Raw genomic sequence first — 19,480 nt, 5'->3', positions numbered from 1 at the left:
GGGTAGGAGGACGTCGATGCAGGAACAGCATTCCCGCCGTCATTCGGGGGTGGCGGGCGCGTTGCTCGCCGGATCGACCGTCCTGGCGGTCATCGCGACCTGGACCGATCTACCCCAGGAGCCGCTTCCGCTGACCCTCGGCGTGGTCGGCGCCACCCTGGTCTGGATCCTGGCGTTCCGCGCTCTGCCGCCGACCCGGTATCAGCGGGCGCCGTCGATCGCCCTGTTCGTGGCTCTGATCGTGCTCAGCGCCCTGCTGGTCTGGTGCAACCCGCTGTTCGGCTTCTTCGTCTGGACCGGGTACCTGTTCACCGCGTACATGCTGCCCGGCTGGTGGGCGCTGGCCGGCGCGGCGGCGGTCGCGGTGGTCACCGCGACCGCCCAGATCGGCGGCCCCGCCCTGGTGCGCGGCGCCGGCGGGCTGCTTCTGTTCGGCACGCTGCTGGTGCTCAACGCGGGCATCTCGATGACCATGACCTGGAACGAGATCGGCAAACAGCGCACCAGCGAGCGACGGATCCGGACGATCGACGCGCTGGCCCAGGCCAACGCGAAACTGGAGGAGGCGCTCAAGGAGAACGCCGGCCTGCACGCCCAGCTCCTCGTCCAGGCGCACGAGGCGGGCGTGCTCGACGAGCGGCAGCGGATGGCCGGCGAGATCCACGACGTGCTCGCCCAGGGACTGACCGGCATCGTCACCCAGCTGGAGGCGGCCGAGGCGCAACCCGCCGACCGGGAGAGGCACCTGGCCACGGCGAAACGACTCGCCCGGGAGAGCCTCACCGAGGCCCGGCGTTCGGTGCAGGCGCTGCGGCCGCAGCGCCTCGACGGGGCGGCCCTGCCCGACGCGCTCGGTGAGGTCGTCGAGACCTGGGCCGGGATGCACGGCGTACGCGCCGATCTGATCCTGACCGGAACGGCCCGGCGGCTGCTCCCCGAGATCGAGACCACCCTGCTGCGCACCGCACAGGAGGCCCTGGCCAACGTGGCCCGGCACGCCAATGCCGGCCGGGTCGGGCTGACCCTGTCGTACATGGAGGACATGGTGACCCTGGACGTCCGCGACGACGGCGACGGCTTCGACCCGGCCCGGCCCCGGGAGGTCACCGCGGCCGGCGGCTTCGGCCTCGACGCGATGCGCGAGCGACTCGCCCGGATCGCCGGCACCCTGGAGGTCGAGTCAGAATCCGGCGGCGGTACGGCGTTGTCCGCGTGCGTCCCGGCCATCGCGATCGGGGCGGCCGCGTGATCGGGGTGCTGATCGTCGACGACCACCCGGTGGTCCGTGACGGGCTGCGCGGCATGTTCACCGCCGACGACCGGTTCACCGTGCTCGGCGAGGCCGGGGACGGCCGGGAAGCCCTCGCCGTCGCGGCGGCGGTCCAGCCCGACGTGATCCTGATGGATCTGCGGATGCCGGTGATGGACGGGGTGACCACCATCCGGTCGCTCCAGGAGAGCGGGTCGGTGGCCCGGGTGCTGGTGCTGACCACCTACGACACCGACAGCGACGTGCTGCCCGCGATCAAGGCGGGGGCGACCGGATATCTGCTCAAGGACGCGCCCCGGGAGGAGCTGTTCCGGGCGGTGGTGGCCGCCCACCGAGGGGAGTCGGTGCTGTCCCCGGCCGTGGCCGGGCGGCTGATGGGGCGCCTGCGGGCGCCGGCCGGCGAGAAGGAGCCGCTCAGCCAGCGGGAGCTCGAAGTGCTGACGCTGATCGCCCGGGGATGCAGCAACCGGGAGACCGCCGGGAGGCTGTTCATCAGTGAGGCGACGGTGAAGACCCACCTGCTGCACGCGTACGCCAAGCTGGGCGTCCGCGACCGCGCCGCGGCCGTCGCCACCGCCTTCGAGCGCGGCCTGCTCGGCCGGGATTAGACCTCCGGTGGGCGCCAGGTGAGGACCGGGTCCATCTGGCGCAGGATCAGGTCGGGGCCGAGGCGGCCGGCCAGCGTCATGCCGGTGTTGCGCAGCCAGGCGGCGACCGGGTTGGCCAGGCCGGCCATCCGGGCGATCCGGCGGGACGCGCGGGCCACCCCGGTGGTGCGGGGCAGACGCTCGGCGGTGTACCGCGCCAGGTCGCCGGGGTGGGCCGCGAGCACCGCGGCGTCCTCGATCGCCTGGCAGGCGCCCTGGCCCAGGTTCGGGACCATGGCGTGGGCGGCATCGCCGAGCAGGGCGACCCGGCCGCGGTGCAGGGCCGGCAGCGGCTGATCCAGGCAGCGGATGTCGGTGCGGGTGACGGTGTCGCCGGCGGCGGCGATCAGCGACGGGATCGGATCGTGCCAGGCGGCGAAGTGCCGGGGCAGCTCGTTGCCCCGGCCGCCGGGCGCGGCGGGGGCGGTGGCGAAGCAGTAGACCCGGCCGTCGCCGAGGACCACCGTGCCGAACACCTTGCCGGCGCCCCATGTCTCGGCCGGGATGATCGAGATGCCGGGGTGCGGGACGACGAAGCGCCAGCTGGACACGCCGGTGTAGACCGGGCCCGGGTGATCGGGGAAGAGCTGACCGCGTACGGCCGAATTGATGCCGTCGGCCGCGACCACCAGGTCGGCCGGCAGCGGCCCGCCGGCGGTGACCACCGTGCCGGTGTCCGGGTCGACCGCCGAGACGGTCTGGCCGAATCGGATCGTGCCTTCCGGGAGCGCCCCGGCGAGCAGATCGACGAGCGTCGCGCGGTGCACCGCGATCACCGGATCGCCGTATCGTTCGGTGGCCTCGTCGGCGTTGCTCCGGGCGATCCAGGTGCCGTCCGGGCGGCGGACACCGGCCGCGCCGGCGATGCCGGAGAGCCGGCGCAGCGGATCGCCGAGACCGAAAGTGTCCAGGGTCCGCAGGGCATTGGGCGCGACCGCGAGGCCGGCGCCGACCTGTTCCAGGCCGGCCGCCCGCTCCAGGACGGTGACCTTCCAGCCACGTTGCCGCAATGCCACGGCGGCGGTCAGGCCGCCGACCCCCGCCCCGATCACCGTCGCGCGTTCCATGTCCCCGATCGTGCCACGCCTCTACTGTGGTTTCTGTGATCGACGAGTATGCGCAGGCCCGGCCGGTGGCGCCGCTGCGACCGCACGTCGCCTTCTACACCGGGTACCGGCAGCGCGGCGTGCCGCCCGGCCGGCATCGGGGCCTCCCGTCGCCCTATCTGACGCTGATCCTCACCCTCGACGAGCCGCTCGTGATCACCTCGCATCCGGATCGCGGGCAGCCGCCCGGCGCCTATCCGGCGCTGCTCGGCGGGCTGCACCTGCGGCCGGCGTCGATCACCCACGACGGGCGGCAGTCCGGGGTGCAGGTGGCGCTGCACCCGCTCGGCTGCCGGGCGCTGCTCGGCCTGCCCGCCGCCGCACTCGCCCACCTCGACATCGATCCGGCGGACCTGCTCGGGGCGCGGTTCGTCGCCGAGGCCCGGGACCGTCTCGGCGCGGCGCCGGATTGGCCGGCCCGCTTCGCGGTCCTCGATCAGATGTTGATCTCTCGTCTCGCGGACCACGTTCCCGGCGATCCGTCGATGGCGTACGCGTGGAGCACCATCCGCCGCGGGCCGACCTCGATCGCCGATCTGGCCGGCCAGGTCGGGTGGAGCGGGCGGCACCTGACCAACCGGTTCCGGGCCGAGCTGGGCATCCGGCCCAAGGAAGCGGCCCGGATCGTCCGGTTCGACCGGGCCCGGCGGGCGCTGCGGCCCGGGGTGCGGCTGGCCGCGCTGGCCGCGGCGCACGGCTACGCGGACCAGTCGCACCTGGTCCGGGAATTCCAGGCGTTCGCCGGGTGCGCGCCGTCGCAATGGCTGGCCGACGAGTTCGGTTTCGTCCAAGCCGTCGCGGCCCTCGACGGCCACGATGGTGACCATGACTGATCACAGGAGTGCTCCGGCGCCGCAGGTGTGGCCGTCGCTGCGGGCCGAGGACTGTCGGGGGCTGATCCGGTTCCTGGTCACCGCGTTCGGCTTCGTCGAGAACGTGACCTACGGCGAGGGCGACCGGGTCGACCACGCCCAGCTGGACTGGCCGCCGGGCGGCGGGATCATGCTGGGTTCGGTCCGCGACGACGAGGTGTCGCTGCCGCCGGGCACCTTCGGGGCGTACGTGGTGACCGACGAGCCGGACGCGCTGTTCAAGCAGGCCCGTGCCGCCGGGGCGCAGGTGGTGCGGGAGCCGTTCGATACCGATTACGGGTCGCGGGACTTCGCCGTGCGGGACCCGGAGGGCAACATGTGGTTCTTCGGTACCTACCGCGGCGAGCCGCGGTAGGTACCGCTCACGGCGTCGTCGTTCAGGCGGCCAGCGCGCTGGCCAGGTGGTCGCGGAAGCTGCGCTCGTCCTCGGTGACCGTTTCGCCACCGATGCCGAGCAGACCACCGGTGGTGGCCGCGCCGACCACCGCGTCGGTGATCTCCAGCAGCCAGTGGCGGTACGTTTCGGCGTCGGCCACCGAGGCCTTCGCCGCGAGCAGGCTGGCCGCCTCGGACGCCCGGTCCAGCACGTCCTCGGCATAGCCGGCCGGGTCGGCCGGCTCGATCACCGGCGGCTCCTCGCCCAGCTCCGGGTCGCCGGCCTCGGCGACCGCGGCGCTGGCCACCGCGGTGACCAGGGTGCTGGCCGAGGCCCGGGCATCCGAGATCCGGCCCAGACCGGCCGCGCTCTCGGCCCGGGTCTTGCGGGCACTGTCAGGGGTGGCGGCGCTCGCCGCGGTGAGCACCGCATGCGGGAGGCCGACCAGCAGCCCCCACTCGGCGTCGGTGAAGCCCAGCTTGGCGTAGAGCGGTTCGTCCGTCACTCAGGAATCCTTTCGCGTTCGTCGGCGGCTCGCGTGTCGTCGGCGCTGACAGGGGCATTCTTGCGCACCGCCGGTCCGCCGTCGCTCCACACACCCTCTACCCGATCATGACCTTCTTCACCCCGTCCACCGGGTGCTGCGACAATCCCTGGGTGCGGGAAGTGGTCGACGGAATCTTCGAGATCCGATACGCGGGCGTCAACGTCCATCTGGTGGTCACCGACGACGGCGTGATCCTGGTCGACACCGGCTGGGCCGGGCAGACCGCGGTGATCGAGCGGGCGCTGCGCAAGCTCGGCCGTCCGCTCACCGAGGTTCGGGCGATCCTGCTCACCCACCACCACGCCGACCACGCCGGCGGCGCCGCCGACCTGCGTCAGCGCACCGGTGCCCGGCTGGTCGCGCACGCCGGCGAGGCCCCGCTGATCAACGGCGCGCTCCGCCCCGAGCTGCCGGCCCGCCGCCTGGCCCGGCTGCTGGCCCGCCCGCTCGCCCCGGTCCCCAGCACCAAGGTCGACCAGCTGGCCGGCGACGGTGCCGAGCCGGTCCCCGGTTTCACCGTCCTGCACACCCCGGGGCACGCCCGTGGTCACCTGTCGTTCCTGCTCGACCGGGCCGGCGGCGTGCTGTTCGCCGGCGACGCCGCGGCCAGCCGCCGCGGCCGGGTCACCGGCCCGAACGTGATGTTCACCGCCGAGCCGCCGCGGGCCGGCGAGAGCCTGGCCCGCCTCGCCGAACGCGACTTCGAGCACGCCGTCTTCGGCCACGGCCGCCCGATCGTCGGCGGCGCCGCCGCCCGCTTCCGCGAAGCGGTCGCCTGACCTACCCTCATGCGTCATGATCGATGGGCGCATCCTGCGGCGCTCCGCCGCCCGGCTGGTGCGCACCCTGGCCACCATCCTGTTCGCGGTCGGCGTGGCCGGCTCGGTGGTGTCCGCCGTGGTCCTGCTGATCGCCCTGACGGCGGCGGACCGGTTCACCCGCCCGGCAGCCGACGCCTTCATCACCTTCGGCCGGCTGCTCGCCGTCGCCGCGGTCCTCTACCTGGTCGGCCGCCTCCTGCGCCGGCGGGACCGGAGCTGACGGATCATGCGGCTGAGGCCGGCAACGACCACCGCGGGGAATCCCGTCCGGCTGAACGAGCCGCCGATGACCTGCCCCGGACGTGACATCGGGCAAGGCGCGTACGGCAAAGGGGTCTTCCGGAACCGGTGCTCCCGGGATCTCACTTCATCCGTTTCTCCGCGGCCGACGCCTCGCCGGTCAGCAGCTGTTGCTGGACGACGACGGGGACGGAGAGAGTCTTGTAACCGACGGTGTCGAACAGGACGGTCATCTTCTCCTCCTCGTAGCCCATCACCATGCCGGTGCCCCATTCGCCGTGGCGGACCTGGCTGTGGATCGGGAACGGGCCCTCCTCCTCGGCGGCGTTGACCGCCTCGGCGCTGCCGTCGGCGCAGTTGTCGCAGTGGTTGCAGGTGCGCCGGATCTCCTCGCCGAAGTAGGCGAGCAGGGTCTCGGTGCGGCACTGCCGGCTCTCGGCGAAGGCGCGCATCATGTCGGTCCGCGACTTGATCACCGCCTGCTGCCGCTCGAACTCGGCGACGGCGGCCTCGGCCGCCTTCGCCGGGAGCGGGGCGCCGGCCGGCACCCGCAGCTTGCTGTTCTTACCGGTGCGGACGGCGCCGGCCTGTTCCAGCAGGGCGAGGTACTGCCCGAGGCGGCGCGGGCCGAGCCCGGTCTCCTTCTGCAGCGCGGTCTTGGTGATCGGTCCCTTGTGCAGCACGCCGGCCAGCTCGCGGAGCTCGTCGGGGTCGGGGCCGCCGCCGTTGAAGAACCGCTGGATGGCCTCGTCCTCGGCGCGCCAGAGGAGCAGGACGCGGCCGGGTTCGCCGTCGCGGCCGGCGCGGCCGATCTCCTGGAAGTAGCTGTCCGGTGAATCGGGCAGGGCGGTGTGCGCCACCCAGCGGATGTTCGGCTTGTCGATGCCCATGCCGAACGCCGAGGTGGCCACCATGATGTCGACCTTGTCGTCGATGAAGTCCTCGTGGCGCTGCTGGCGCAGGCCGGCGGCCATCCCGCCGTGGTAGAACTCGGCGGGGTAGCCGGCGCCGGTGAGTTTCTCGGCGAGTTCCTCGGCGGCGCGCCGGGTGGGGACGTAGATGATGCCCGGCCGCTGCCCCTCGTCGAGCAGCGCGGTCAGCCGCCGCCACCGGTACGCCTCGTCGGGGCAGTGGGTGACCTCGAGGAACAGGTTGGGCCGGTCCAGCCCGGAGACGTGGATCTCCGGGTCGCGCAGTCGCAGCCGGGCGATGATGTCCTCGCGGACCGGCGGGGAGGCGGTGGCGGTCAGCGCCAGCACCGGCGGCCGGCCGAGCTGCTCGATCATGTCGCCGAGGGCCAGGAAGTCGGGCCGGAAGTCCGGGCCCCAGGCCGAGATGCAGTGCGCCTCGTCGATCGCGACCAGGCCCGGTTTCAGCGATTTCACCTCGGCCAGGCGTTCCGGGTTGGCCAGTTGCTCGGGGGTGATGAAGAGGAACTCGGCGCGGCCGGCGCGGAGCTCCTCGATCGCCTCCTGCTGCTCGCGCGGTGTCTCGGCGGAACTGACCCGCACGGCGCGGACCTTCGCGTCGGCGCGCTCGTTGAGCGCCGCGATCTGGTCCTGTTGCAGGGCGAGCAGCGGGGAGATCACCACGGTCGGCCCGGGCAGCAGCACGGCCGGGATCTGGTAGATCGCCGACTTGCCGGCGCCGGTGGGCAGCACCACCAGGGCGTCGCGGCGGCGCAGCACGGCGCGCATCGGCTTGAACTGTCCGGGGCGCAGCGACGGCCACCCGAAGTGGGTGCGAGCCACCTTCCGCAGGCGGGGGCCGTAAATGGGGAGTTTCATCGGGCGCCCTGTGTACCCCTACTTGCCGCCGAACATGCGCCGGATCGCCCACAGCAGGAACAGCAGGGCGAGCGCGACGCCGAGCAGCCGGACGGCGTGCACCTGGGACCAATCGACGGTGGCTTCCGCGAGGGGGGTGAGCGGCACGACCGTCACTCTACCGAGGATCCGGCGACAGTAATAGAAAGGTTTGTTGACTAAACGCCGCGCGTGGTGTGACCATTGGTCCCCGAACGGGCGCGAGAACGTTCACATACACGTTGATGCATGTAAACGGAGGTACGGGGGCTCATGTCGAAGCACGGCGATCTGCCCGAACTTGCCGCTGCGGTCCTTCAGCCGGGATTCGTCGGCACCTCCGCCCCGGACTGGGTCCGCCGATGGCTCGCCGGCGGCCTCGGCGGCGTCGCCCTCTTCGCCCGCAACGTCGAGTCACCGGCCCAGATCGCCGCGCTCACCGCGCAACTGCGCGCCGAGAACCCCGACGTGATCGTGGCCATCGACGAGGAGGCCGGCGACGTCACCCGCTTCGAGTCCCGGCTCGGCAGCTCCCGGCCCGGCAACCTGGCGCTCGGCGCGATCGACGACCCGCGGCTCACCGAGGCGGTCGCCCGCGATCTCAGCTGCCACCTGGCCGCCGCCGGGATCACCCTCGACTACGCCCCGGACGCCGACGTCAACAGCAACCCCGGCAACCCGGTCATCGGCGTCCGCGCGTTCGGCGCCGAACCACTGCTGGTGGCGCGGCACACGGCCGCTTTCGTCCGGGGACTGCAGACGTACGGCGTCGCCGCCTGCGCCAAGCACTTCCCCGGCCACGGTGACACCAGCGTCGACTCGCACCACGACGTGCCGCTCATCGAGCGGACCGCCGAGCAGCTCGAAGCCTGCGAGCTCGTCCCGTTCCGCGCGGCGATCGCGGCCGGCGCCCGGGTCGTGATGACCGGGCACCTGCTCGTCCCGGCCTACGACACCGACCTGCCGGCCACCCTGAGCCCGCGGATCCTGACCGGTCTGCTGCGCGAGGAGCTCGGCTTCGACGGGCTGATCGTGACCGACGGCATCGAGATGCAGGGTGTGCGCCGGCGCTTCGGGCTGGCGGGTGCCACGGTCCGCGCCCTGGCCGCCGGCGTCGACGCGATCTGCGTGGGCGGCGACCACGCCGACGAGCAGACCGCGATCCTGCTGCGGGACGCGATCGTCGCCGCGGTGCGCTCGGGTGAGCTGCCCGAGGAGCGCCTGCGGGACGCGGTGGCCCGGGTCCGGGCGCTCGGCGCGTGGACGACGCGTACGCAGCAGGAAGCCGGCGTGGTCCGCGGACCCCAACCGGAGTCGGAGATCGGCTACACCGCCGCCCGGCGGGCGGTCCGGGTCACCCGCACCGCGCACGCGCCGGAGCTCCCGGTGATCGGCGTGCCGCACGTGGTCGAGTTCGCGCCGCCGCGCAACATCGCCATCGGCGAGGAGACGCCGTGGGGGATCGGGGCGCCGCTGACCGACCTGCTGCCCGGCACCACCTCGATCCGGCTCGGCGCCGAGGACCTGAACGGCCTCTGCGATCCGGCGAGCCGGGTGCTGGACGGCGCGGCCGGCCGGCCGCTGGTGCTGGTCGTCCGGGACGTGCACCGGCACCGGTGGATCGAGGACACGCTGGCCGGGGTGCTGGCCGTGCGGCCGGACGCGATCGTGGTGGAGATGGGCATCCCGGTGACCGTGGTCGGCGGGGTGCACGTCGCGACCTTCGGGGCGACCCGGGCCTGTGGGCTGGCCGCGGCCGAGCTGATCGCCGGCGCGGTGGTGCCGGAGCCGATCGCGGCCTGACCGTGCGGGTCAGTGGGCGACCAGCTCCGCGTCCTCCGGGTGCCCACTGAGGTAGTGGGCGAAGAACGGGCAGGCCGGCACGATCCGCCAGCCCCGCTCGCGGATCTCGGCGAGCGTCCGGCGGGCCAGCTCGCCCGCCAGCCCGCGCCCCCGCATGTCCGGATGCGTCTCGGTGTGCAGCACCACCACCACGTCCTCGCCGCGCATCCGGTAGCTCGCCAGCGCGCCCACCGCGCCGTCGACCGCCAGCTCGAACCGGTGCGCCACGGTGTTGTCCCGGAACGGGTGGTCGCTCATGGAGGGCCTCCTCAGGAGATCGGGGTGGGCAGGATAGCGCGTGGAGTTTGACGGGGAGCGCGTTCGGTCACATTGAGGGACATGTCCTCCGCCACCTCGAACGTCAAATACCACGCGTCCCGCGCGGCGAACAGCAAGCCTCTGGAGTATCTGGCCCGGGGCGGCTTCGTCGGTTACGGCATCATCCACCTGCTCTTCGCCTGGATCGCGCTGCAGGTCGCGTTCGACGGTTCGGGCAAGGAGAGCGACCAGTCCGGCGCGCTGTCCGAGCTCGCCGCCAAGCCGTTCGGCAAGGCCCTGCTGGTGATCATCGCGATCGGGTTGTTCGCGATGGCGCTCTGGCAGCTGTTCGCCGCGATCGACGGGCAGAGCGGCGAGCAGAACCGGAGTGCGGTCGCCGAACGGGTGACGTCCGGCATCCGGGCGGTCCTCTACGTCTACCTCGGCTGGGTGGCGATCAAGGTGGTCCGGGGCGCGAACGCCTCGATGGGCGACAATTCGGAGAGCCGGTCGGCCGGGCTGATGCAGCACTCCGGCGGCCGCTGGCTGGTCGGGCTGGCCGGTCTGGTGGTGCTCGGCGTCGGGATCGGGATCTTCGTGTACGGCCTGCGGAAGAAGTTCACCAAGCGGCTCGACACGGCGAAGATGCCAGCTTCGGCCCGGCAGACCGTCATCCGGCTCGGGATGGCCGGTTACAGCGCCAAGGGGCTGGCGTACGCGATCGCCGGCGTCCTGTTCCTCACCGCCGCCGTCACCTACGACCCGGACAAGGCCCGTGGCCTGGACGCCGCGCTCAAGACGCTGGCCGGGCACCCGTGGGGGGTCTGGCTGCTGGCACTGATCGCGCTCGGCATCGCGGCCTTCGGGGTGTTCTGCTTCGCTCAGGCCAAATACCGCAAAATCTGACTGTGAGCTGGATCCGACATCCGTCATAGCGGGTGTCCGGCCGCCCGGGACCGGGCAAGTTGGGGCGCTGGCACAGCACTCGACCATGGAGAGGACTGTTCGTGTCCAGCGTTCTGACTGCCGTGCTCGGCATCACCGGGGCCGCCGTCGCGGCCATCGTGATCGTCGAAGCGTCCCACCGGGTGATGCTGCGCATCGGTCGCCGTTCGCCCCTGGCCGCCGACCTGGCCCGCACCATGCACCGGCCGTTCCTGGCCACGCTGACCCTGATCGCGGTGCAACAGGCGGTCCGGGTGTTCGGCGGCGACTTCCCGGGCCGGGCCGCCGTGGTGCACGCGCTCGTCATCGTCTGTATCGCCGCGTTCGCCTGGCTGGTGGCCGCGCTGCTGCTGGTGCTGGAGGACATGACGCTGGCCCGGTGGCGCACCGACGTCCCGGACAACCTGCGCCGACGCCGGATCAAGACCCAGGTGGTGATGCTGCGCCGGGTGACCGTCGCCTCGATCGTGGTGCTCACCGCCGGCGTGATGCTGATGACCTTCCCCGGGATCCGGGCGCTGGGCGCCAGCGTGCTCGCCTCGGCCGGGCTGGTCAGCGTGATCGCGGCGCTGGCCGCGCAGAGCACGCTCGGCAACGTGTTCGCCGGCATCCAGCTCGCCTTCAGCGACGCGATCCGGGTCGACGACGTGGTCGTCGTCGAGTCGGAGTGGGGCCGGATCGAGGAGATCACCCTGACCTACATCGCGGTGCAGATCTGGGACGACCGGCGGCTGATCCTGCCCACCTCGTACTTCACCACCAAGCCGTTCCAGAACTGGACCCGCAGCAGTTCCGCGGTGCTCGGCACCGCGGAGATCGACGTGGACTGGTCGACGCCGGTCGAGCCGCTGCGGGCCGAGTTGCGCCGGGTCTGCGAGGGCACCGAACTGTGGGACCGGCGGGTCTGCGTGTTGCAGGTGACCGAGGCGACCGGCGGTACGATCCGGCTGCGCGCGCTCGTCAGCGCGGCCGACGCGGGCGCTCTGTGGGATCTGCGCTGCCTGGTGCGGGAGCGCCTGGTCGGCTGGATGTGGGAGCACCAGCGCGGCGCGCTGCCGCGGACGCGCACCCAGCTCGACGAGGTGGACGACGGGGCGGCACCGATACGGCAGTCTCGGAGGGCGGCGGAGGCCTCGCCGGACGCCCGGGTGTTCAGTGGTGGCAACGACGGCGAGGCGCGGGGTGTGGCGTTCGGAGCGGCGGAAAACGACCCGGCGCCGGCCGCGCGGTGAAGGATTGAGTAACGAGTGATCAGGGCATACACCGGACACAGCGAAAAGGGGGGGACACGATGGCCGATGTGCTCAACGGCAGAGCCCGACCGTTGTCCGAACAGTCCACCGCGGAGTTGGTGCAACGGGCCAGCGAGCAGCTCAGCCGGCTGGTCAAGGATGAGCTGACGCTGGCCAAGGCCGAGCTCGCCGAGAAGGGCAGACACGCCGGGATCGGCGTCGGTCTCTTCAGTGGCGCCGGTGTCTTCGCGATGTACGGTGTCGGTGCCCTGATCGCGACCGCGATCATCGCGCTGGACCTGGTCTGGCCGCTCTGGCTGGCGAGCCTGGTGGTCACCGTGGCGATCTTCCTGGTCGCCGGTGTGCTGGCGCTGATCGGCCGGTCGCAGTTCCGTCGCGTGGCGCCGGCCGAGCCGGTGGCCGCGATCGAGGGTCTGAAGGCTGATGTCGACGAGGTCAGGCACGCGGTCAAGGAGCGAGGCCGGGGATGAGCGAGAGCAGCAACGGTACGACAGGCAAGCCCGACCTGGTGGCGCTGCGGGCCGAGATCAAGCAGACCCGGGCCGAGCTGGGCGAGACGGTGCAGGCGCTGGCCGCCCGGGCGGATGTCAAGGCGCGGGCCCGGGAGCAGGTGGCGCAGACCCGGCAGCGGCTGCTCGGCCAGGCCGCGGCGGCCGGTGATCGGCTGCAGGCGGTCTCGGCCGGGACGGTGCGCGCCAACCAGTTGCCGGTGGTGCTGATCGCGGCCGGGCTGGCCGCGGTCGTCGGAGTGATCCTGATCGTGCGGGGGAGGCGCTGATGGCGGGGAAACTGGGCAAGATCGCCCTCAAGCCGGTGAACGTGGTGGCGGGGATCGCCGCCGGCGCGGTCGCCGGGCTGCTTTTCAAGCAGGTGTGGAAGCTCGCCTCGGGCGACGACGACGCCCCGGACGCCGGCGACGAGGATCGTGGCTGGGGTGAGGTGCTGGCCGCCGCCGCGCTGCAGGGTGCGATCTTCGCGGTGGTGAAGGCGGCCGTCCATCGTGGTGGCGCGGTCGGCGCGAAGCGTCTGACCGGGCAGTGGCCGGACTAGACCGGTGCCCGTTGTCTAGATCAACACCGGTATAGACAGGGGTCTTGACGGCTCCCCACTTCGTAACCGCGAAGTGGGGAGCCTTTTCCATATCTGCCACGCTTTATTGGATTCCTTCGAGGGGCAGCTTTGCGGCCTGTTTTTCGGGTACAGTGTGGCCAGTTTTTGCGTACGTGGTTCGCTGCTTCCGCCAAGCGGAGCGACACCGGCCCCGTCCCGGCGGGTCACCAGGTGCCGCAAAGCTGAACGGAGGGGACGTCCTCTGAAAGGGCCGCCTCGCGGCGCCGCTGCTCGAAAACGGTCATCGGCCCCGCGCTCCGCTGCCGCGTAGGGCGGGCCGGCATTTTCAGAAGGAGAGTTCAGCATGGCGCAAGGAACCGTGAAGTGGTTCAACGCAGACAAGGGCTTCGGCTTCATCACCGTCGACGGCGGGGGTGCTGACGTGTTCGTCCACTTCTCGGCCATCCAGACGAGCGGTTACCGCACTCTGGAGGAGAACCAGCGGGTGGAGTTCGAGATCGCCCAGGGCCAGAAGGGCCCGCAGGCGGAGCAGGTTCGCCCGCTCTGAGACCAATCCGCCGGCCGCGAGGCCGGCATGCCGGCCGCCTGGCGGAGGCCGGCCTGACCGGTGGCCCCGCATCCTCATCGAGGTTGCGGGGCCTCTTTTGTACGCCCTATTGTTCCGCCATTTGTCGGACGGTTCAGGAAAGCGATCCGCCGGTCCGTCGGCGCATGCCGATTACCACGAGAGCCAGGCCGAGCACGATCACCACACCACCGGCCGCGGCCCACGCCGGCTGGTCGCTCATCAGTTCGTTCTCGAAGACGTCGAGACCCTGCAGGGTCCACACGGTGCCGAGCACGATGCCGAGCAGGCCCAGGGACATGCTCAGCCAGCCGCGCAACCGGGTGGGGTCGCCGGCGGTGGACTCGGTTTCATTGTTCACCATTTGTCGTGCACCTGGGGGCGAATCAACTCATCGTAGACCGCGTTGATCATTTCCCGGGTTTCCGGCGAAAGCGACGGGAGGTCCCCGGCGTGCGCGTTGGCGCGCGCCTGCTCGGGATTACGCGCACCCGGGATCACCACGGTGACGGCCGGCTGATCGATGATCCAGCGCAGCGCGAATTGCGCCATCGTGACGCCCTCCGGAACGAGCGGGCGGAGTCGGCGGACCGCCTCCAGGCCGGTCGCATAGTCCACTCCGGAGAACGTCTCGCCGACGTCGAAGGACTCGCCGTGCCGGTTGTAGTTGCGGTGGTCGTCCGCGGCGAACGTGGTGTGCTCGTCGTAGCGCCCGGAGAGCAGACCGCTGGCCAGCGGCACCCGGGCGATGATGCCGACACCGGCCTCGGCGGCGGCCGGCAGCACCCGCTCGAGCGGCTTGAGCCGGAACGCGTTGAGGATGATCTGGACGCTGGCGGTGCCCGGCCGGGCGATCGCGGCGAGCGCCTCCTCGACCTTCTCGACGCTCACCCCGTACGCCGCGATCCGCTTCTCCTGCACCAGCGTGTCGAGTGCGTCGAAGACCTCGTCGCTGTTGAACACCGGGGTCGGCGGGCAGTGCAGCTGGACCAGGTCGAGCGTGTCGACGCCGAGGTTGGCGCGGGAACGGTCGGTCCAGGCCCGGAAGTTGTCGATCGAGTAGTTCGCCGGGACCTGGGGGAGCCGGCGGCCCATCTTGGTGGCGACGGTGAGACCGGGTCGGTCCTTCACGAACGAGCCGACGATCTGCTCGCTGCGACCGTCGCCGTAGACGTCGGCGGTGTCGATGAAGGTGACCCCGGCGTCGACCGCGGCCTGCAGGGTCGCGTGCGCGTCGGCCTCACTGACGTCGCCCCAGTCGGCGCCGAGCTGCCAGGCGCCCAGGCCGATCACCGAGGCGTCGCGGCCCATTCGGCGAAAGCTTCGTTTTTCCACGGGAAGACCCTACCGCCAAGCTGCTATCTTCAAACAAGACGTACGTACGGTTTTGATCAGGAGGCGTCATGTGGGATCCGGCCGTGTACCAGCGCTACGGCACCGAACGGTCCCGGCCGTTCTTCGACCTGACCACCCGGATCGGGGCGCGGCGACCGCGCGAGGTCGTCGACCTCGGCTGCGGCTTCGGCGACCTCACCCGCACCCTGGCCGAGCGCTGGCCGGCCGCCCGGATCACCGGGATCGACTCGTCCCCCGAGATGATCGCCGCGGCGACCGGCGGCGACTTCCGGGTCGGCGACATCGCGGACTGGACGCCCGGGCCGGACACCGACGTCGTGGTCACCAACGCGGCGCTCCAGTGGGTCCCCGGCCACCAGCGGATGCTCACCCGCTGGGTGCGCGAACTGCCCGCCGGCGCCTGGCTGGCGATGCAGGTGCCGGGCAACTTCGGCGCGCCGTCGCACCGGCTGCTGCGCGAGGTCGCCGCCGGGCACGGCGTCGAGCGCGGCATCCGGGAGTCGCCGGTCGACGAGCCGACCGTGTACGCCGAGAGCCTGACCGCCGCGGGCGCCGCGGTGGACGCCTGGGAGACCACGTACGTGCACCTGCTGCCGGTCGACGGCCCCGACCACCCGGTGCTGCGCTGGATGGAGGGCACCGCCCTGCGCCCGGTGCGGGCCGCGCTGACCGCCGACGCGTGGACGTCGTTCCGGGCCGAGCTGGGCGCCCGCCTCGCCGAGGCCTATCCGACCGGACACGCGCACGTGGCGTTCCCCTTCCGCCGTATCTTCGTGGTGGCGTCAATCTAGGGAGATACCGTGTCCGACCTGACCGAGTTCATCACCGGCCTGCCCAAGGCCGAACTGCACGTGCACCACGTGGGTTCGGCCAGCCCGCGGATCGTCGCCGAGCTCGCCGCCCGCCACGAGGGCAGTTCGCCGGTGCCGGCCGACCCGGCCGCGCTCGCCGACTACTTCGAGTTCCGCGACTTCGCGCACTTCATCGAGATCTACCTGAGCGTGGTCGACCTGATCCGGGACGCCGCCGACGTGCGGCTGCTCACCTACGAGATCGGCCGGGAGCTGAGCCGCCAGCGGGTGCGGTACGCGGAGCTCACCGTGACGCCGTACTCCAGCGTGCGCCGCGGCATCCCGGCGCCGGCCTTCTGCGAGGCGATCGAGGACGCCCGGGCCGGCGCCCGCCGCGACTTCGGGGTCGAGCTGGCCTGGTGCTTCGACATCCCGGGCGAGGCCGGGCTGCCGGCGGCCGAGGAGACGCTGCGGATCGCGCTGGAGGAGAGGCCGGACGGTCTGATCAGTTTCGGTCTGGGTGGCCCGGAGATCGGGGTGCCGCGGCCGCAGTTCAAGCCGTACTTCGACAAGGCGCGGGCCGCCGGGCTGCACAGCGTGCCGCACGCCGGCGAGACCACCGGGCCGGAGACGATCTGGGACGCGATCCGCGACCTGGGTGCCGAACGCATCGGCCACGGCATCGCCGCCGCTCAGGACGAGCGGCTGATGGCCCACCTCGCCGAGCACGGGATCCCCCTGGAGGTGTGCCCCACCTCCAACCTGCGCACCCGCGCGGTCGCCGACCTGGCCCGGCACCCGATCACCACACTGGCCGCGGCCGGCGTCCCGTTCAGCGTCAACTCCGACGACCCGCCGATGTTCGGCACCTCCCTGGAGCGGGAGTACGCGGTCGCCGCCGAGCTGCTCGCCCTCGACCACGCCGGGGTGGCCGACCTGGCCCGCGCCGCCGTCCGCCACAGCTTCCTGTCCCCGCAGGGCAGGGCCACCCTGCTGGCCGAGATCGACGGCTACGCCGCGGGCTTCCCGGAGTAACGGCCACGCACGGCCCACGGGCCTCCCCCCGGTGGGTTTCGCGTTCCGGTCGCGCCAGCGGCCTGCGAAGCCCGCCGGGGTCTCGTCGGCGGCAGCGATCAGTTGCCGGCCGCAGCGCACGACCTCCGCCGGAATGACCGTGATCCCGGCTCGCCGGAGGGCGGGTCAGGGATAGAGCGGATCCTGCCAGAGGGCGAGCATCACCACCGTGCCGATGGTGAGGATGGTGAGCCAGCGGATCAGGCGCCGGCGGTTGAAGCGCGGCTCCTCCTCCTCGGTGTCCGGGTGGTTCAGCACGTCACGCATCGTCGTCTCCTTCGAAAAGTCAGCTCGGCACCGCGGTCCAGCTCTGGTGGCGCTGCCCGGTGTCCGGCTCCAGGGCCAGCACCCGGTGCCAGCCGAAGCGCTGGCCGCCGACGCCGACGGCCAGGTCGCCGGTTTCGCTGCGCAGCGTGAAGCCGAAGTCGGAGGCCTGCAGACGCCAGCGGGCGCCGGCGTTGGCGCAGTCGCCCTGGACCAGCGGGGCGCCGGCGACCGGGGTGCCGCCGAGCGGCATCAGGCATTTGCCGCTGGCCCGGGAGATCAGCGTGTAGCTGCCGCTGTCCGCGGCCGGGCTGAGCTGCCACTGCTGCTGGTTGCCGCCGTCGGCCGGGCCGAGAGTGGCCGGCGTGCCGTCGGCGGCGCGGGCCGCGTAGAGGTCGGCGGCGCCGCCGGTCAGCGAGTTGGTCAGGACGAACCAGGAATTCTGCACCGGGCGGGCGGCGGGGGCGGTGTGCGCACTGCCGGTCGCGTGGTACCTGTTCGTCCGGCTGCGGACCTCGACCTTGTACGCCGAGTCCGGCTTGAGGCCGATCAGCAGCGCCCGGGTCGCCTTGGTGGTGGCCACCGGCTTGCCACCGACCGACACCTCGTAGGTCGCGGTGTCCGACGCGGCGCTCCAGGTCAGCCGCACCGACATGCTGGTCGCGTCGCGGATCTCCAGGGCCGCCTGGACGTCGCCGGAACCGGCCGGGGTCCCGTCGGGCGCGCCCGCGTCCTGGTCGCCGGAGGAGTTCCCGGCGTGGTAGGCGGCCGGTTCGGCGTCGATGCCGTCCGGGCCGGCGCTGGCCCGGGGCAGCGGGGCGGCCGACGCGCTCGGGGAGCTGCCCGGCGTGGCCGGGACGGCGCTGCCACTCGGCTCGGGGAGTGCCGCGCTCGGCGACGGGCCGGGCGGGGCCGAGGCGGTGGCGGCCGGCGGCGCGGCGGCCTGGCCCGGGTCGGGGGTGACCGCGCCGGGTACGTCCGGGATGTCGTTGCCGCCGTCGCTGCGCAGCAGGAAGTCGCTGAGCGCGACGTTCCAGTGGGTGTCCAGGTAGCTGCCCGGCTTCGGGTTGGTGTTGAAGTAGTCGTCGTGGCCGCAGTCCAGGCGCACCTCGTGCGCCTTCGGGCAGGACGACCGCACCGCCCGGCCGGACCGGTCGGGGCCGCACAGCAGGTCGTAGTCGTCCAGGCAGCCGCCCGCGCCGGTGCCGTTCGGCGCGCCGTTGAGCACCGCGCCGAACGCGTGGGTCAGCTCGTGCGCGGCCATCACCGAACTCCAACAGCCGGAGTCGACCCGGGCGTAGGACGGGCCGGCGTTGTTGTTGTTGGTCCGGCCCGGCCGGTTGTCGTCGACGTAGGTGCCGATCCCGCAGTAGACGTTCGCGTCGGAGAACATCAGGTACTTGCGGTCGGTCCGGTTGTAGCCGAGGTTGCCGAGCGCCTTGACGGTCGCGGTGAACGAGTCCAGCGACCCGGCCGGCAGCTCCACCTCGGAGACCGCGACCGTGCACTCCGGCGTGGTCACATACCGCACGTGCCGGGAGCCGCCGGTCTCGCCGGCGCTCGCGTCGAAGATCGCGTCGACGCCGGCCGCCCAGGTGCGGAACGAGTTGACGTACCGGTTGTACCGGGTGGCGGTGCCCGCGGCGTACACGTAGAGCAGCTGCACCCGCTTGCCGTCCTGGCCGTCGCCGTCGCAGGCCACGCCGGCCGGGCCGAGCACGAAGTCGGCGTTGCCCGGGGCCGGGTCCGGGATCAGCGCCGGCGCGTCCGGGGTGAGCGCGCTGCCGCCCAGGTCGCGGGCGATCTCGGCGTCGGTCGGGACGACCACCGGGTGCATGGTGCGCACCGTGCCGGGCAGCCTGGTCGCGGCGGTGACCGGGGCGACGTCCTCGCGCACCGACAGGCCGGTGGGCGCCCGGTCCGGGCCGTGCGTGCAGGTGTCGTCGGCCAGCAGGTACGACCCGGCGCACAGCGCGCCGGCCGCGACCGGCTTCAGACCCTCGTAGACCAGGCCCTGGTCGGGGGCGTCCTTGGGGAGCGCGGTCAGCTGGAAGCGGCCCGGGTCCTTACGCGACGAGGCGCCGATCACGCTGGGACCGACGACGCCGCCGACCCCGAGCAGGGTCAGCCCGAGCGCCACCGGGAGGAGTCGAGAGGTTGCGGAGCGTGACGGCCGGCGGCGGCTGCCGGGTGAGCCAGGGAAGGCTGACCGGCGGTGCGCGGGCAAGGCATCTCCTCGACGTGCGGGTGGGCGGTGGGAGGGGACCATGGGGTGTCCGCCCCCCACCGCTCCGGGGCTCCGCCGGCCGCGGCGATGGGGATGTGCTGCGGTGAGCGAACCGGGGAGCCGGATGGGATCGGAGGGAACACTGCCAGC

At 72.4% G+C, this 19,480-nt stretch carries 24 protein-coding genes; 15 read left to right on the top strand and 9 right to left on the bottom strand.

The features are described from left to right. Positions 1-16 precede the first annotated feature (16 nt). Together ACSP50_RS32340 and ACSP50_RS32335 are read left to right on the top strand one after the other, a co-directional pair. The gene (locus tag ACSP50_RS32340) at positions 17-1,249 is read left to right on the top strand and encodes a sensor histidine kinase (RefSeq protein WP_014693525.1); all 1,233 of its coding nucleotides are present in this window, start codon (positions 17-19) and stop codon (positions 1,247-1,249) included. Further along, entirely contained in the window at positions 1,246-1,878 is a 633-nt protein-coding gene (locus tag ACSP50_RS32335; protein ID WP_014693524.1) for a response regulator transcription factor, read from the top strand. Before ACSP50_RS32340 ends, ACSP50_RS32335 begins: the two co-directional genes overlap by 4 nt. Here the strand turns inward: ACSP50_RS32335 and ACSP50_RS32330 are convergent. After that, positions 1,875-2,984, bottom strand: coding sequence for an FAD-dependent monooxygenase (locus ACSP50_RS32330; protein ID WP_014693523.1), 1,110 nt, complete (start codon positions 2,982-2,984; stop codon positions 1,875-1,877). The two genes, ACSP50_RS32335 and ACSP50_RS32330, sit on opposite strands and share 4 nt — an antisense overlap. 35 nt (positions 2,985-3,019) lie before the next feature. Here ACSP50_RS32330 and ACSP50_RS32325 point away from each other — a divergent pair, with 35 nt between their 5' ends. Together ACSP50_RS32325 and ACSP50_RS32320 are read left to right on the top strand one after the other, a co-directional pair. Then, entirely contained in the window at positions 3,020-3,856 is an 837-nt protein-coding gene (locus ACSP50_RS32325) for a helix-turn-helix transcriptional regulator (protein WP_014693522.1), read from the top strand. Further along, positions 3,849-4,250, top strand: coding sequence for a VOC family protein (locus tag ACSP50_RS32320; protein ID WP_043512607.1), 402 nt, complete (start codon positions 3,849-3,851; stop codon positions 4,248-4,250). Before ACSP50_RS32325 ends, ACSP50_RS32320 begins: the two co-directional genes overlap by 8 nt. A 22-nt stretch (positions 4,251-4,272) precedes the next feature. Here ACSP50_RS32320 and ACSP50_RS32315 read toward each other — a convergent pair whose 3' ends face one another. Further along, positions 4,273-4,776, bottom strand: coding sequence for a hypothetical protein (locus tag ACSP50_RS32315; protein WP_014693520.1), 504 nt, complete (start codon positions 4,774-4,776; stop codon positions 4,273-4,275). A 107-nt stretch (positions 4,777-4,883) separates the two neighbouring features. Between ACSP50_RS32315 and ACSP50_RS32310 the strand changes: the two genes are divergently transcribed. Then, positions 4,884-5,597, top strand: coding sequence for an MBL fold metallo-hydrolase (locus ACSP50_RS32310; protein WP_014693519.1), 714 nt, complete (start codon positions 4,884-4,886; stop codon positions 5,595-5,597). Positions 5,598-5,613: 16 nt separating this feature from the next. Further along, positions 5,614-5,859, top strand: coding sequence for a hypothetical protein (locus ACSP50_RS32305; protein ID WP_014693518.1), 246 nt, complete (start codon positions 5,614-5,616; stop codon positions 5,857-5,859). A 142-nt stretch (positions 5,860-6,001) separates the two neighbouring features. Here the strand turns inward: ACSP50_RS32305 and ACSP50_RS32300 are convergent, their stop codons facing one another. Further along, positions 6,002-7,666 carry an ATP-dependent DNA helicase RecQ gene (locus ACSP50_RS32300; RefSeq protein ID WP_014693517.1) on the bottom strand — a complete coding sequence of 555 codons (1,665 nt, stop codon included), beginning with the start codon at positions 7,664-7,666 and terminating at the stop codon, positions 6,002-6,004. A gap of 18 nt (positions 7,667-7,684) precedes the next feature. Then, a complete protein-coding gene (locus ACSP50_RS44705; protein WP_014693516.1) occupies positions 7,685-7,813 on the bottom strand; it encodes a hypothetical protein in 129 nt (42 codons plus the stop codon). Between the two features lie 144 nt (positions 7,814-7,957). Here ACSP50_RS44705 and ACSP50_RS32295 point away from each other — a divergent pair, with 144 nt between their 5' ends. Next, positions 7,958-9,487 carry a glycoside hydrolase family 3 protein gene (locus ACSP50_RS32295; RefSeq protein ID WP_014693515.1) on the top strand — a complete coding sequence of 510 codons (1,530 nt, stop codon included), beginning with the start codon at positions 7,958-7,960 and terminating at the stop codon, positions 9,485-9,487. 9 nt (positions 9,488-9,496) lie between these two features. Here ACSP50_RS32295 and ACSP50_RS32290 read toward each other — a convergent pair whose 3' ends face one another. Continuing rightward, positions 9,497-9,784 (bottom strand): GNAT family N-acetyltransferase, encoded by a 288-nt coding sequence (locus tag ACSP50_RS32290; protein ID WP_014693514.1) that lies wholly within the window; start codon positions 9,782-9,784, stop codon positions 9,497-9,499. An 81-nt stretch (positions 9,785-9,865) separates the two neighbouring features. Between ACSP50_RS32290 and ACSP50_RS32285 the strand changes: the two genes are divergently transcribed. From ACSP50_RS32285 to ACSP50_RS32260, 6 genes are all read left to right on the top strand, one after another. Beyond that, positions 9,866-10,690: a DUF1206 domain-containing protein gene (locus tag ACSP50_RS32285; RefSeq protein ID WP_014693513.1), complete on the top strand. Its 825-nt coding sequence runs from the start codon at positions 9,866-9,868 to the stop codon at positions 10,688-10,690. A gap of 101 nt (positions 10,691-10,791) precedes the next feature. Then, positions 10,792-11,961: a mechanosensitive ion channel family protein gene (locus tag ACSP50_RS32280; RefSeq protein ID WP_014693512.1), complete on the top strand. Its 1,170-nt coding sequence runs from the start codon at positions 10,792-10,794 to the stop codon at positions 11,959-11,961. A 59-nt stretch (positions 11,962-12,020) separates the two neighbouring features. Continuing rightward, positions 12,021-12,452 (top strand): phage holin family protein, encoded by a 432-nt coding sequence (locus ACSP50_RS32275; protein WP_014693511.1) that lies wholly within the window; start codon positions 12,021-12,023, stop codon positions 12,450-12,452. Further along, the gene (locus ACSP50_RS32270) at positions 12,449-12,760 is read left to right on the top strand and encodes a DUF3618 domain-containing protein (protein WP_014693510.1); all 312 of its coding nucleotides are present in this window, start codon (positions 12,449-12,451) and stop codon (positions 12,758-12,760) included. The genes ACSP50_RS32275 and ACSP50_RS32270 overlap by 4 nt, the downstream gene beginning before the upstream one ends. After that, positions 12,760-13,032, top strand: coding sequence for a DUF4235 domain-containing protein (locus tag ACSP50_RS32265; RefSeq protein WP_014693509.1), 273 nt, complete (start codon positions 12,760-12,762; stop codon positions 13,030-13,032). The genes ACSP50_RS32270 and ACSP50_RS32265 overlap by 1 nt, the downstream gene beginning before the upstream one ends. Before the next feature lie 364 nt (positions 13,033-13,396). Then, a complete protein-coding gene (locus ACSP50_RS32260; protein ID WP_011905669.1) occupies positions 13,397-13,600 on the top strand; it encodes a cold-shock protein in 204 nt (67 codons plus the stop codon). A gap of 133 nt (positions 13,601-13,733) precedes the next feature. Here ACSP50_RS32260 and ACSP50_RS32255 read toward each other — a convergent pair whose 3' ends face one another. Next, entirely contained in the window at positions 13,734-13,982 is a 249-nt protein-coding gene (locus ACSP50_RS32255) for a hypothetical protein (RefSeq protein WP_014693508.1), read from the bottom strand. Further along, positions 13,976-14,953, bottom strand: coding sequence for an aldo/keto reductase (locus ACSP50_RS32250; protein WP_043512599.1), 978 nt, complete (start codon positions 14,951-14,953; stop codon positions 13,976-13,978). The genes ACSP50_RS32255 and ACSP50_RS32250 overlap by 7 nt, the downstream gene beginning before the upstream one ends. Positions 14,954-15,021: 68 nt before the next feature. Between ACSP50_RS32250 and ACSP50_RS32245 the strand changes: the two genes are divergently transcribed. Together ACSP50_RS32245 and ACSP50_RS32240 are read left to right on the top strand one after the other, a co-directional pair. Beyond that, positions 15,022-15,765, top strand: coding sequence for a trans-aconitate 2-methyltransferase (locus ACSP50_RS32245; protein WP_014693506.1), 744 nt, complete (start codon positions 15,022-15,024; stop codon positions 15,763-15,765). 9 nt (positions 15,766-15,774) lie between these two features. After that, positions 15,775-16,800, top strand: coding sequence for an adenosine deaminase (locus ACSP50_RS32240; protein ID WP_014693505.1), 1,026 nt, complete (start codon positions 15,775-15,777; stop codon positions 16,798-16,800). 165 nt (positions 16,801-16,965) lie between these two features. Here the strand turns inward: ACSP50_RS32240 and ACSP50_RS43220 are convergent, their stop codons facing one another. Then, entirely contained in the window at positions 16,966-17,106 is a 141-nt protein-coding gene (locus tag ACSP50_RS43220) for a hypothetical protein (RefSeq protein WP_014693504.1), read from the bottom strand. Between the two features lie 19 nt (positions 17,107-17,125). Then, positions 17,126-19,243, bottom strand: coding sequence for an RICIN domain-containing protein (locus ACSP50_RS32235; RefSeq protein WP_014693503.1), 2,118 nt, complete (start codon positions 19,241-19,243; stop codon positions 17,126-17,128). Positions 19,244-19,480 lie beyond the last annotated feature (237 nt).

It is taken from the genome of Actinoplanes sp. SE50/110, assembly GCF_900119315.1.
In the GTDB taxonomy this organism is placed as follows: Bacteria; Actinomycetota; Actinomycetes; order Mycobacteriales; family Micromonosporaceae; genus Actinoplanes.
This window is presented reverse-complemented; position numbering and strand designations above follow the sequence as displayed.